This window comes from Effusibacillus pohliae DSM 22757 (assembly GCF_000376225.1).
Classification (GTDB): Bacteria; Bacillota; Bacilli; order Tumebacillales; family Effusibacillaceae; genus Effusibacillus; species Effusibacillus pohliae.
This window is the reverse complement of sequence record NZ_AQXL01000134.1, coordinates 118973-132312: the sequence shown is the minus strand read 5'-3', so window position 1 is coordinate 132312 and position 13340 is coordinate 118973. Positions and strand designations below refer to the sequence as shown.

Below are 13340 nucleotides of genomic sequence, written 5' to 3'. Positions count from 1 at the left end.
AAATGTTCTCTCGCGGACGTCTTTTGGGGTTTTGCCATAAAAATTTTGAAAGGGGTCATGGGCAATGCCGAACTTTCTGCGCATGCACGTCGCCATCAACGTCAACAACCTTGAGGAGAATCTGAAATTTTACCGCGCGTTTTTCGGAGCGGAGCCGACGAAGGTGAAGGACAATTACGCGAAGTTCGAACTGGACAATCCGCCGCTCCATTTTTCGATGAATGTGCGGCCGCACGAGCCCAAGGGCGTTTTGAACCATCTGGGTTTCCAGGTGGAGAACACCGATGCCGTTTTGGCCGTCAAGGAACGGTTGCAAAAAGCGGGTCTGGTGCCGATCGACGAAATGGGCACCACTTGCTGCTATGCCGTCCAGGACAAGATTTGGGTGCGGGATCCGGAGGGAAACGCCTGGGAAATTTTTTACACAAAAGCCGATTCCGAGTTCGAGTCGGCGGGCGAGCCTGTGGTGCAAGGCGTATGCTGCACATCGTCTCCCGCTGCCGAACTGATTGAGCTGGATGAGCGGAAGTGAAATGGGGGAAGCGGCCCGATGGACAAAAAACCGGTCATTTATTTTCTCTGCACAGGCAACTCATGCCGCAGCCAGATGGCGGAAGGCTGGGCGAAACATTTCGGAAGGGACAAAGTGGAAGTGTACAGCGCGGGCATCGAAACGCACGGATTGAATCCGCGGGCGGTGGCCGTGATGCAAGAAGCGGGCGTGGACATATCACAGCAGACATCCGATTTGATCGACCCCATCCTTTTGCATCGGGCGGATTATGTGATCACGCTGTGCGGGGATGCGAACGACAGGTGTCCGGTGACGCCGCCGCAGGTGAAACGGCTCCACTGGGGGTTGGAAGACCCGGCGAAAGCAACTGGAACGGAGGAGCAGATCCTGAACAAGTTCCGTGAAGTGAGAGATGTGATTCGGGACCGAATCAAAGTCTTTTTGGGTGAGATTGGCGTAAAATAGCGATAGGGGCCGTCAGGCGCGAACGGCATCCGATTTGCCAGCCCCCGTCCATTCGCCCGGATTCCGTACCGGAGCAGAATGGACGGTCTTTTTGTTTTGAAGAATTGGGCCATATATGGTTCAATAAAAAAGTGTGGCAAGATGGCGTTCACGTTGCAACGGACGCCTGGGGGGCGGATCATATTTTGGATGTTGAGGAAGGAGAGGAGACATGTTGGTAGATGTGCAGGAACAAACGAAACCGTTGATTCGCAACAAAAGAAAAGCTTTTCAAAGAACTGCCAAACGGGTTCTTTTCATCTTCCTGGGTGCTGTGTTTGTGGCGGTCGGACTGGAAATTTTTTTGGTGCCGAATCGGATTATCGACGGCGGCATCGTCGGGATTTCGATTATCCTCTCTCATCTGACGGGGTGGACGCTCGGGCTGTTTTTGTTTTTCCTGAACCTTCCTTTTTTGTTGCTCGGATACAAACAGATCGGAAAAACGTTCGCCTTTTCCACGTTGTTCGGGGTCGCGGTGATGTCGGTCGGCACGACGCTGTTGCACCCCGTTCCGAGCTTGACGGAGGACCCGTTGCTGGCTGCGGTGTTTGGCGGCATCATCCTGGGGATCGGTGTCGGCATGGTGATCCGCTATGGGGGATCGCTGGACGGCACCGAAATTGTGGCGATTTTGGTCAACAAAAAGACGCCGTTCTCCGTTGGCGAAACGGTGATGTTTCTCAACCTCTTCATCCTTGGCAGCGCCGGCTTTGTGTTCGGTTGGGACCGGGCCATGTACTCATTGATCGCCTATTACATCGCGTTCAAAATGATCGACCTGACGATCGAAGGGTTCGAAGAATCAAAATCGGTCTGGATCATCAGCGAAAATTACAAAGAGATCGGCGACACGATCCTGGCCCGCCTGGGGCGCGGCGTCACGTATCTGAACGGTGAAGGTGCGTATACCGGAGACGACAAAAAAGTCGTATTTTGCGTGATCACGCGGCTGGAAGAAGCGAAACTAAAATCGATCGTGGAAGAGGTCGACCCCTCCGCATTTCTGGCGGTCGGCACGATTGCCGAAGTGAGAGGCGGCCGCTTCAAGAAGCGGGATATTCATTAACCCCTGGGGCGATCGACAAAACCTAAGAGAAGACTCCATATCGAGAAGTTTGGCTATATTGTCTGTGAACGATTGGGACTCAGCTAGAACTTGAGGGATTGCCCACTCGCCTTTTTTATATATTGAGTCCGATAATATATATTATGTTAACTTATAGGTGATGCGGAACTCCGGATCCTCTTTGTTCTCTGTAAAAACTTTTTTCGGACAACAATTTCCACAAAAATCCCACATTTTTTCCAAAAAAATATCACGTTTCAAGGTCATAATGGGAATGTACGAACCTACCCCAATCGGAAAGGAAAGGTGATTGCAATGGACAAAAAGTCAAAAATCTGGCTGTCTGTCGGACTGGCAACAGCGGTGGTTCTGTCAGCCGGAGGTGCATTCGCGGCCAATTCGACTGCCACCGACAACCAGCAGCAGGCACAGCAACAGGATGGTCACCATGAAAAAGCGGTCTGGAAAGCGGACATCAAAAACAACCAGGAGCTTCTGCAGTTGCTGAAAACAGATGCGGCCACGCTGCAGAAAGAGTTGAAATCCGGCAAGTCGGTCGCAGACATAGCGGCTGCCGCCGGCGTGTCCGAACAGCTGGTGATCGATTTGCTGGTGAAGCAAGCGACGGCCAAAATCGACGAAGCTGTCAAAGCGGGCAAGCTGACCCAGGAGCGGGCCGATCAGATGAAATCGAAACTGCCCGACCGGATAAAGCAAATCGTCGAACACAAAGGCCCGTTTGGCGGCAAAGAAGGCCATCACAAAGGAGGCGCTCCTTTGAAAGATGCCGCTGCCGTTTTGGGCATGGAACCGAAGGATTTAATGGAGCAGCTCAAGTCTGGCAAATCGATCAAGCAGGTCGCCGAGGAAAAGGGGATGACCGAGCAGCAAGTGATTGATGCCCTGCTGCAAAAAGCGAAAGACCGGATCACCAAGTTTGTTGAAAAATCGGATTGGGAATTGAAAGGGACAAGCGAACAAACACCTGCACAAAATCAGCAAAATCAATGAGCGTTCACCAGAAAAGCCCTGCAAACCAGGGCTTTTCCAATTCCTCATCCATTGCCAGCATATGCTCCCGTTCGATCGCCAACCCTTCCGACAAGCTTTGATCCGTCCCGCGGATCGTGGCATCCAGGATCCCCTTGATCGCAAGCGGCGGGCCGGCTTGGATCTGCTCCTGTACCCTTTCTTAGTACTGATACGTACTGGTACCAATTGCTGAAAAAAGGTCACTTCCCATCTGCCGACTCCCGTGCCAAATGGACACGTGCCAAATGGACATAGGAAGCAACCACAATCCGGTTGAGCAAACGAGCCAGCCGATCAAGGTCGACGCTTTTATCCGTTTCCACAAGCTCGCCATTCGCAAACAGATTTTGCACCACGACCTCGTTGATCGCCCCCACCATCGCCTGCGAAACCACTCGCAGGTCGTCATCGGGCACAGCTGCGGGGATGGCGTCCTGCACCGTCTGGTAGATCAAATCCCCTCTGGGTACATAGCGCGCGATCCGGCAGCTTTGCTGTCGTGACGCGACTGCCCTCTGGGTACACATGCCATTTTACAATGTCCATTTTTCGCAGGTCCCGCGAGAATTCAGCAACAGCGGAACGCCCGTACAACCGGATTTTCGTAGGATGTAGTAAACAAAAAAGGAGGGGTTGCGATGTATCATTACGCAAGGCAGTTCGTGGGGCGACCGGTCTGGGTGCATTGTCATCACGGCAAATATACCGGCATCCTCCAGCGGGTGACACCGGATGGGATCTGGCTGCAGCCGCTGCCGGGAAGGACCCTTGCAGGCGGAAAATCGGAAAGAGGAAAACAGAAGCTGACCACCGCTGACCGGCCCGACTCCCTGGACGCAGAAACCGTTCAGTTTTTCTTTGGATTTGGGTTCCCATTCTTTATCCCGTTTTTTTCCATCTTTGCATTTCGACCATTCTTCTGGTGGTGAGTACCCGAATACACCTACCTTGCAAAGGGGAAAAAGGAGGCTTCGGCCTCCTTCTTGCATGTCCCCGATTTCCAAATATCCAATTTGCTTCTTCCCCGCTTGAATCGCCTTCGCATCCCGCACCACCCAATTGCGTGAAGATGCGTCTCCCGTCTTTTCAGGTTACATTCGCTCAATCCTTACCCGGCTGCCGCGGCCGGCCGGTTCGGCCGGTTCCACGATCAGGCGGCGGTGCAGTCTTTGTTGGAGCTCCGGCACATGACTGATGACGCCGATTGTCATGTTTTCCAGATGCAATTGCTCCAACGTGGACATAACAAGATCCAGCAGTTCCGGGTCCAGGGTGCCGAATCCCTCATCCAGGAAGAAAAATTCCAACGGGTACTTCCCTCTCAGCTGAATCTGCGAGGAAAGCGACAACGCAAGGGACAGGGACGTCAGGAATGTCTCACCGCCGGACAGAGTGGAAACCGGACGCTTGACGCCTCCATTGGCGTCGTCCCGCATGATAAACCCGCCGTCGTCTGCCACTTCCAACGCATAGCGATTGCGGGTCAACCGCTTCAACCGATCGGATGCCTGCCGGGCAACATACTGAAGTTGTTCCTGGGCCAGGAACTCTACGAACTTGTCTCCTTTCAGGACGTCTTTCAGCTGGCTTGCATACTCGAGTTGCTTGGCCAACCGGAGCCGCTCGCTTTCCAGTTCCGTCCACAGTTTGTGCTTCTCCGCCATGGTTTTGTAGTGCAGTTCCGCCTCCACTCTGGCGGAACGCGCCTGCTCCTTGTTGTGTTCCGCCTCAGTCATAGATTGCCGGATCTGATGCCAGATCTCATCGGACACGGAACGCCCCTGCAGATTGCGTTCCAATTTTTCTTTGTCGCGGCGAAGAGAGTTGCCAAGGTGTTCGTATTCCTCAACTTGTTTTTCCAATTCGGCCAGTTCCTCCAGCGATAGGATCGCATCCTTGACTTCTCCCGCAGTCGCAAAATTTTCCTCTTTCAGCTTTTGTTGCAGTTCCTGCTGTTGGGCTTCCGCCAAATCGGCAATTTCTTGATAGCGGGTTTCCGCTTGTGTCAATTGGTTTTGCTTCTCCTGCCACTGACCGTTTTTCACCTCGTAAGTTCGCTTTGCAGCTTCTTCGTTTTGCGCCAGGCGCTCCAGGTATTCGTTGACTTGCCGCTGCAATTCTGCTGCCGGAACGCCATTGGTGATCTGATGCAGTTTTTCCTGTTTTTCCCGCGAATTGGTTTGCGCTTCATTCAGGGATGCGGCAAGCCCCGTCAGTTGGGCACGTAGCGCGCTTTCCCTGTCGGCCGCCGCCGCGAGATCCTGACGGACCCGGTTCCACTGCTGCTCCAGGGTGTCCAGTTTTTGCTGCGCTTCGCTCACCTGCCGGTCTTTGTTTTGCAACTCGGATGCTGCCTGTTCGATGTTTGTCGCGCCGATGGCGTCCAATGCGGCCTGCAGATCGACTTCCGCCTGTTTGGCCAGCTGATTTTTCCGGTCCGATTGCAGCCGGGCCGTTTCCGCTTCCGTGCGGGCGGAATTGACTTTTTGTTGACTGACGGCAGCTGCGGAACCGACGGATGAAAAATCGTCCTTCAGCCGGCGGGCTTTGTCCTCTGCCGCTTGCAACCGTTGTTTCCAGGTGCGGAATGCTTCCCTCTGCCAGTCAAGTTGCTCTCGCTGCAGGGCCAGCGTCTGTAACAACAGGCCGCTTGCCGGCTGCCCCTCCTCGATCGGCAGAAAATCTCCGAGTTCCGTCAGGCTGGCAGCCATTTCCGCCGCGTGAGCGGTTACCTGTTCCTTCAGATCGGCGATTTGGGCGTTTTTAGCCGCCATTTCGGCACGAATGGAAGTCTCCTGTGCTTGCAGCTGTTCGATCGAGGCTTCCAATTCTGCAATCGATGCTTGCAAATGTTCCAGTTCCTCGGAGGAAGCTTCGTGCAGATCGGTTGCCCGAACCGGATTGGGATGTTCAAGCGAACCGCAAACGGGACACGCCTCTCCGTCGCACAGGTCTTCCGCCAGTTTGATGGCCAGCGCTTTTTGGTTTTGCAGGAGCGTTTCCTGGTATTGCTGGCGAGAAGCGGCCAGTTGCTCCCGCATAGTTCCCGATTGGTAAGCGAGCTGTTGCAACGAAGAGTGGAGGTTCTCCAGTTGTTGCTCGAGATCCGAGATTTTTGCGGCGTCTTTTCGGTGTCCTGACTCTGCCCGGATGTACTGATCGACCTTCGCTTTCGCTTCTGTCACACGCAACTCAAGCTGGGATAGGATCTCCTCGTCGGCGGGGCAGTCATTGGCCAATTCATTGATCCGCCGCTGCTGTTCTTCCAGTTCGGCCGTTACTTGTTCGAGTCGAATCCGCATGTCCGCCAGTTCTGTTTCGCAGGTTTCCAGCTCCTTGACACGTTTCATCAATTCCCGTTCGGCTGCCTCCGCTTCATTGAGGGCGGACCGATAGGCTTCGTATTTCCTGAGAGTCTCCTGCACCAGGGCCCTGTATGCGGGTGTGACCCGGTTTTGTTCGAGAATCTCTTTTTCCGTCTGAACGGCTGCCCGGATCGATTCCTGTTGGCGTGTCAGATCCTCCATCGAAGCCTTGGCCAGTTCATGTTCCGCCTGCATTTGGTCCAGCCGGCTTTGCAGATCGTCAACTTTGCCGGTCAAAATTCGGATCTCCCTCTCCAACTCGACAGCCGTTTCCAGTTGCGATTGCTGCCTGATCAGGGCCGGTTCCCGATCCTGTCGTTCCCGTTTCGCAGTTTCGAAACGTTCCAGCGCCGCCCGGGTTTCGGACCGGAGTGTCTGTACCAGATCGCGCAGCTGCTCCACCTCTGCCCGACGGGCTTGCTCCTGTTCGCGGGTCGATTCCAACCGGACCAAGTATGGCAGCACCTTTTCCGCCTGTTCGGATTTCCGGATTTTTTCCGCCAATCGACCGATCTGTGGTTCCATCGCCTGATGCTCGGCGATTTGTTGATTGGTTGCGTGCAATTGCGTTTGCCAGTCGACCAACTGCTTCGTTTCCTCGTATCGCTGTCTTGCTTCCGCCAACTCGCGGTCAGCCGCCGTTTCGTTCCTGACGGCCGCTTGCAGCGCAGACTCCGCTTGCTTCAATGCTTCCTGCGAGCAGTCGCCGAGCACCTTTTGTATTTCGATTACATTTTTGTGCCGCTGGTCCACAGTTTGAAACAGTTGATGTAACTTGTCCGTCAGCTGGCTTCCATATCGCTCCAGGCCAAACAGGCGCTGCAGCATCTGGCGTCTGTCTCGGCCGGCGAGGCGCAGAAACTCGGCAAATTTTCCCTGGGGCAAAACAACCGCTTTCGAAAAATCGCCTTCCTGCAAACCGATTAACTCCTGGATGCACTGGGTGACCTCTCTGTCTTTTTCGGCGATCACGGCAAGCGGTTCGCCGTTCGCGTCCACTTCGATCAGACGGCTGAGAACATTCTTGACCGTCACGTCCCTGTTTCTGTCATAACGCCGGTCGACCCGGTAGGTTCTTCTGTCCGCCCCGCTTCCGATCTGGAATTGAAACGAAACGGAAAGGCTCTTTTCCGCGTGGTTGAGGATTCCCTGCGTGCCGTTTTTCGCCCGTCCGACCGATCCGTAAAGCGCCAGGGTGATCGCGTCGAGAATCGTCGACTTGCCGCTCCCGGTCGGTCCAAAAATCCCGAAAACGCCCGCATCCGACAATTCGTCAAAGCGAATCGTCTGTTTTTCCCGGAAACTGTGTAGCCCATGGATCGTCAGCCAAATCGGTCTCATCCCGCCATATCCTCCCCTTCGTTCCCTGCGTCCTCTGTGTCCGCCTCGTCCATTGCCAGTTCCAGAAACAGCTTGACCAACTCGTCATCCGGTTTGGCCCCACCCTTTTGCCGCTCAAAATAACGGATGAATAACTGGTCGAGCGGCAGGGAGCTCAACTCCTGTTTCGACAGCTGCTGGTCCATCTCAGGCAAAACAGGCCGAATGGTGACGATTCCATCGTGCATCCGGCGCAACGTTGCGATCTCTTCCATGGTCAAAACCGCGTCGGTATGGATCGTCAAGTCGATCCATGCGTTTGCGGCGCGCCCTTCTTCCGCCCATTGCAGCGCCTGCGGCAAGCCCTCGTTCGCGATCCATTTGACCAGCGGTCTGCCTGAAGACAGGGGGATTTCCTGAATGCGGACGGCCTGGCTGGGGCTTGCTTCGAGCAGGACGACCGATTTTTTGTGATTCGATTCCGAGAAGCTGTACGCCAGCGGCGATCCCGAGTAGCGGGCCGGAACCGGCGAGCCGGGCACGGCCTGCGGCCGGTGCAAGTGCCCAAGCGCCACGTATTGAGCCGACCTTGGGAAACATTGCGGGTCGACCGAATAAGCTCCCCCTACTTGAATTTGATGTTCGGAATCGGACATTTCCCCTCCCTGTACGTACAAATGGCTCATCGCCAGATTGATCGTATCTGGTCGGTAATGGGCGGCAAGCTGCTGAAAGATGTGAGCGATCTGCCCATTGTACGCTTTTCGCATCTCCGGATCATCCGTGCTTTGCGACAGAAGTTCCCGCAGGCGTGCCTCGGAGGGATAGGGCAGCGCCGCGATCACAGCCGTCTCCCCGCAAGCGGGGATGGCGAGTTCCAGCCAGGAGTATCCCGCTTGCACTACTTTGACACGATTCGCAACAGGGCTCCCGGAAGGATTTGCGGAAAAATGGATCTCATCCTTCGGGCGTCCAATTAAAACGATCCCGTTGCGAGCCGCCAACGGAGCCGGGGCCACCAGCCGGTCTGGGTTGTCATGATTGCCCGCGATGATCACCAGGCCCCGCGTTCCGTTTGCGGATAACCGGTCGATCGCGTAATAAAACAGTTCTTCCGCGGCGGCGCTGGGATTCGGCGTCTGAAAAACATCGCCTGCCATCAGGACCAGATCGACCGCTTCCCGTTCGCAGATGTCGCAAAGCTCTTCCACAAACTGCGCTTGTTCCGGAAGGCGGTCCCGCCCTTCGATCGTTTTGCCGAAATGCCAATCGGCCGTATGTAAAATGCGCATGCCGGAATCCCCCTCTCATCCGTTTATCACAACTATATCGTAAAGTGTGACAGATCCTGTCAGGGAACAGAGATTTTCAAAACAGATACCGGCATGACTGCATGCCGGCTATCGGTCGCTTGGTATGCTTGTTCTTCTATAACAAGGGAGCAAAATCCTTCCCGCGCCAGTCGAAAATCGGTTACCAAAGGGGGGTCTTGGCTAAAAACGGCACATGCTGTTCCTCCTTGAGAGAGAAACAGCATGTGGATCCTCTTTCTATCGCTTACCCAAAGATCGTATTGAACAACAAGTACACGTTGAGCGCTACAATTACGATCGCAACCGTCCAGGCAAGGATGGACAGCCATAGCGGATTTGCAAACTCGCCCATTTTCCGTTTGTCGCCGGTGAACTGAACGAGCGGAATCACGGCAAACGACAGCTGCAGGGAAAGGATCACTTGACTCAGGATCAGCAGATTGGCCGTTCCTTTCTCACCGGCAACTGCAGTAACGATGACGGCCGGAATGATCGCAATCAGGCGCGTGATCAGCCGCCGCAGCCACGGTTTCAGGCGAATGTTCAGGAACCCTTCCATAATGATCTGCCCGGCCAGAGTGCCTGTGAGAGTCGAATTCTGGCCGGAGGCAAGCAGCGCGACTGCAAACAGGATGCTGGCAGCGGTCGTCCCCAACATCGGCGACAGCAGATTGTAGGCGTCTCCAATCTCCGCCACATCTGTCATGCCTGCCTTGTGAAAGGTTGACGCCGACAAAATCAGGATCGCTGCGTTGATAAACAAAGCAAACAACAGGGCGACAGTCGAATCGATTGTCGCAAACCGGATCGCTTCCCGTTTTCCTGCGCTGTTTTGTTCGAATTTCCGCGTCTGCACGATCGAAGTGTGCAGATACAGGTTATGCGGCATTACGGTGGCGCCGAGAATCCCAATGGCGATGTACAGCATCTCCCGGTTTGTGACGATTTCCGGGGTAGGCACGAATCCGCTCAGCACTTCCTTGACGTTTGGCTTCGAGAGAAACAGTTCGACGCCGAAACAGATCCCGATCGTCACGATCAAAGCGATCACAATCGATTCGATATAGCGAAATCCTTTATTTTGCAACAGCAGGATCAAAAGCACATCGAAAGCGGTGATCAGCACTCCATACAACAGCGGAATTCCGAACAACAGATTGAGGGCGATGGCGGAACCGATCACCTCGGCCAGATCGCAGGCAGCGATCATCAATTCGGCCAGCACCCACAAGCATATCGCCACCGGCTTGCTGTAATGGTCGCGACAGGCCTGCGCCAAATCGCGTCCGGTGACAATTCCAAACTTGGCGGACAAAGCTTGCAGCAAAATGGCCATCAAGTTGGAAAGCATGATGACAGCCAAAAGTTTGTACCCGAACATCGAGCCGCCGGCGAGATCGGTCGCCCAGTTGCCCGGATCCATGTAACCGACCGCCACCAGATAGCCGGGACCGATGAAGGCCAGGATTTTTCGGATCCAGGAACCGGTCTTCGGGATGTTCAGGGAACGGTGCACTTCCGGCAGAGATGGTTGCGAGCCGGGCTGTCTCCAGGCTGTCTCCATGTTCAGCGTTTGTTCACTCATGATGTTTCACCTCGTTCTGAAGGATCATTTGTAGACTCGGGACAAAAAAATGGTTGGCACCAATTGTTTTTCGTTAGGGAAACTTTCTGGGTAAAAAAATGTCTCTCTCCACCACATTCTATACATATGTTGGTGGGCCTATTTTGTGCCACAAATATGTTTCCTTGCAGCATAATTTTTTCCTAAAGGAAACTATCTGAGATCATTATATGCTGTTTTTGAAAAATAGGAAAGGGGTTGGCAGAAAAATCGTTGTGTCACAAGCTTGATCGCCTGTTCGCAATTTCCTATAATTTTATTATGTAAACCTTATCAATCGATGCAGAACGAACGTGCTGGCTTCCACGCAAGCGATCACTAATTGGGACCAGGGTTCGATGCAGCTTGACGAACTCTTGTAAATCATGAGCCGCCTCATCGCCCGCAAAAACGCGGCATGTCGTAAGCAGCTGCCTGTGTCCGTCACCCCCGCAGCATCGCCACTTCCTCATCCGTCAGCTCGCGATACTCGCCCGGTTCCAGCGTTTCATCCAACGCCAAAGGCCCCATCGCAATCCGCTTCAAATACGTCACCTGCTTGCCGACCGCCTCAAACATGCGCTTGACTTGGTGGTATTTTCCTTCATAAATGGTCAATTCGATCTCCGATTCCGGCCCGGAACGGAGAATGGTCAATTCGCCCGGCAGAGTGCGGTACCCGTCGTCCAAAACGACACCTGCCCGAAACGCTTCCGCATCCGCTTCCGTCACGGTTCCCCGGATCACGGCGTAATACGTTTTGGGTACATGTTTTTTCGGTGACAGCAGTTGATGGGCCAGCTTGCCATCATTCGTCAGCAGCAGCAGGCCCTCCGTATCCTTGTCCAACCGGCCAACAGGGAACGGATGAAATGCGGAATGCTGCGGCTCCAACAAATCGATCACCACTTCCGACAGCCCATCCTCCGTCGCGGAAATCACTCCCTGCGGTTTGTTCATCATCAAATAGATATACACCCGGTATTCGACCGCCTGCCCGTCAACCCGAATCTGGTCGCGGTCGGGCGAAACATGCATACCGGGGTCTTTCGCCAGTTCGCCGTTGACCGTCACCCGCTTTTCTTTCACCAGTTTTTTGATCTCCTTGCGGGTGCCAATCCCGATATGCGCCAACATTTTATCCAGCCGTTGCGTCGCTTTTTCCGCCATCGTTCCACCTCATCGCTCTTCCCCGTCTTCCCAGCGCCAACCGGGAGGAAACTCATTTTTCAGCCAGGTGCCGGCTCCCTTCGCCCAACCGAGCGGAAACCCGTCGGCCGTCACCAGATGCCATCCCTTGGCCCACACGTTTCCTTCGTACTGCAGAGTCTCCCCGCGCAAATAGCGAACTACCAGATAATTCTCCTGCTCGCTTGCTGCTGACAGGTCACACCGCTGCACCGCAGCTTGCACAGCCTCTGGCGGCAGTCCGAGCGCAAAGGCGGCACTGGGGCGAAACCGGCCTTTTTCCACCGTACCCAGCAGCCAGCCGGAACGAATCACTTTCAGCCCCCGCAGCGGCGGCAATTCGTCGCTTTCCCACAGCAGATGACCCGATCGTTCGACCACCGTTCCGCCGGCAGGCAGCAACTGCCGCCACAGATCCGGATAGCCCCACACCTGTCGCGAAAATTCGGCAATCGCTTGCCGGGCTGCCGCCGAAACAGGAGGTGTTTGCGGCTTCCGGATGGCGGCAGCGCGTTCGCTTTCGCTGCCCCTAGTGTGCCCGGCAACGTGTTTCATTTTAGCGGCAAAATGTCCCTCGCCCTTCACCTCATGCGGCCACAGCCGACGCATCCCGACCAGTTCGAATTCCGCATGGGCGGATAGGAAGCGGTCCACCTGCTGTTCATTTTCTTCTCCCGAAAAGGTGCACGTGGAGTACACCATTTCTCCGCCAGAACGCAGCATCGCCGGGACAGCGGCCAGAATCGACGCCTGCCACGCCGAGTATTTGGCCACTTCCTGTTCGCTCCAGCGGTGAGCCATCTCCGGCTCTTTGCGAAACATGCCTTCGCCGGAACAGGGCGCGTCCACCAAAATTTTATCAAAAAAACGGGAGAAAGCGGCTGCCAAACGCTCAGGCGTCTCGTTCAGCACAATCGCGTTGACGATGCCGCAGCGCTCGATATTTTTCAAAAGTACCTTCGCCCGCTGCGGATGCGGATCGTTCACCACCAACAGCCCTTCCCTGCCCAGTTGCGAAGCAAGCTGCACCGATTTGCCGCCGGGCGCCGCACACAAATCGAGCACGCGCTCCCCCGGGCCAACCTGCAGCAGTTCGGCAGGCAGCATGGCGCTCGGTTCTTGTATGTAATAGAGGCCCGCGTAGTAATAAGGATGTTTCGCCGGTCTGACTTCCGCTTCATTGTAATAAAAACCGTCACTGCACCAAGGCACCCGCTCCTGCAAATAAGGGAGCAGTTCCCGCAACCTTTCCGGCGAAATTTTCAAGCGGTTGGCCCGTAATCCGGCCGCCCTCGGCTGCTCGTAACTTTGCAAAAATCGCGGAAACTCGCTGCCCAACTGCCGCTCCATTTTCTCGAGAAACACGGGAGGCAACTTCACCCTGTCACTTCCTTTCCCGCTGGTTAAAAGAAAACGAGGGAGTCCCCGCTCC

Annotated in this window: 11 protein-coding genes; 5 read left to right on the top strand and 6 right to left on the bottom strand. The window is 54.9% G+C overall.

Annotation, left to right across the window (positions count from 1 at the left end):
* The first annotated feature begins 64 nt into the window (after nt 1-64).
* The 4 genes from C230_RS0117425 (at nt 65) to C230_RS20900 (ending at nt 3098) form a co-directional block, all read left to right on the top strand.
* Nucleotides 65-532 (top strand): ArsI/CadI family heavy metal resistance metalloenzyme, encoded by a 468-nt coding sequence (locus tag C230_RS0117425; RefSeq protein WP_018133335.1) that lies wholly within the window; start codon nt 65-67, stop codon nt 530-532.
* 18 nt (nt 533-550) lie between these two features.
* Complete coding sequence (gene arsC / locus C230_RS0117420) at nt 551-979, top strand: arsenate reductase (thioredoxin) (protein WP_018133334.1); 429 nt, start codon at nt 551-553, stop codon at nt 977-979.
* 211 nt (nt 980-1190) lie between these two features.
* Nucleotides 1191-2087, top strand: a complete 897-nt coding sequence (locus C230_RS0117415) for a YitT family protein (protein ID WP_018133333.1) — start codon at nt 1191-1193, stop codon at nt 2085-2087.
* Nucleotides 2088-2402: 315 nt separating this feature from the next.
* Nucleotides 2403-3098: a hypothetical protein gene (locus C230_RS20900; protein ID WP_018133332.1), complete on the top strand. Its 696-nt coding sequence runs from the start codon at nt 2403-2405 to the stop codon at nt 3096-3098.
* A gap of 221 nt (nt 3099-3319) precedes the next feature.
* Here the strand turns inward: C230_RS20900 and C230_RS0117400 are convergent, their stop codons facing one another.
* Nucleotides 3320-3574, bottom strand: a complete 255-nt coding sequence (locus C230_RS0117400) for a hypothetical protein (protein ID WP_018133330.1) — start codon at nt 3572-3574, stop codon at nt 3320-3322.
* 183 nt (nt 3575-3757) lie between these two features.
* Between C230_RS0117400 and C230_RS0117395 the strand changes: the two genes are divergently transcribed.
* Nucleotides 3758-4048: a hypothetical protein gene (locus tag C230_RS0117395; RefSeq protein ID WP_018133329.1), complete on the top strand. Its 291-nt coding sequence runs from the start codon at nt 3758-3760 to the stop codon at nt 4046-4048.
* A gap of 162 nt (nt 4049-4210) precedes the next feature.
* Here C230_RS0117395 and C230_RS0117390 read toward each other — a convergent pair whose 3' ends face one another.
* The 5 genes from C230_RS0117390 to C230_RS0117370 all read right to left on the bottom strand — a co-directional run bounded on the left by C230_RS0117390 (nt 4211) and on the right by C230_RS0117370 (nt 13288).
* Nucleotides 4211-7825: an AAA family ATPase gene (locus C230_RS0117390; RefSeq protein WP_018133328.1), complete on the bottom strand. Its 3615-nt coding sequence runs from the start codon at nt 7823-7825 to the stop codon at nt 4211-4213.
* A complete protein-coding gene (locus C230_RS0117385) occupies nt 7822-9096 on the bottom strand; it encodes a metallophosphoesterase family protein (RefSeq protein WP_018133327.1) in 1275 nt (424 codons plus the stop codon). The genes C230_RS0117390 and C230_RS0117385 overlap by 4 nt, the downstream gene beginning before the upstream one ends.
* A gap of 265 nt (nt 9097-9361) precedes the next feature.
* The gene (locus tag C230_RS0117380) at nt 9362-10702 is read right to left on the bottom strand and encodes an Nramp family divalent metal transporter (protein WP_018133326.1); all 1341 of its coding nucleotides are present in this window, start codon (nt 10700-10702) and stop codon (nt 9362-9364) included.
* A 462-nt stretch (nt 10703-11164) separates the two neighbouring features.
* Nucleotides 11165-11890 (bottom strand): pseudouridine synthase, encoded by a 726-nt coding sequence (locus tag C230_RS0117375; protein WP_018133325.1) that lies wholly within the window; start codon nt 11888-11890, stop codon nt 11165-11167.
* 9 nt (nt 11891-11899) lie between these two features.
* Nucleotides 11900-13288, bottom strand: a complete 1389-nt coding sequence (locus C230_RS0117370) for an RsmB/NOP family class I SAM-dependent RNA methyltransferase (protein ID WP_018133324.1) — start codon at nt 13286-13288, stop codon at nt 11900-11902.
* Between the last annotated feature and the right edge of the window lie 52 nt (nt 13289-13340).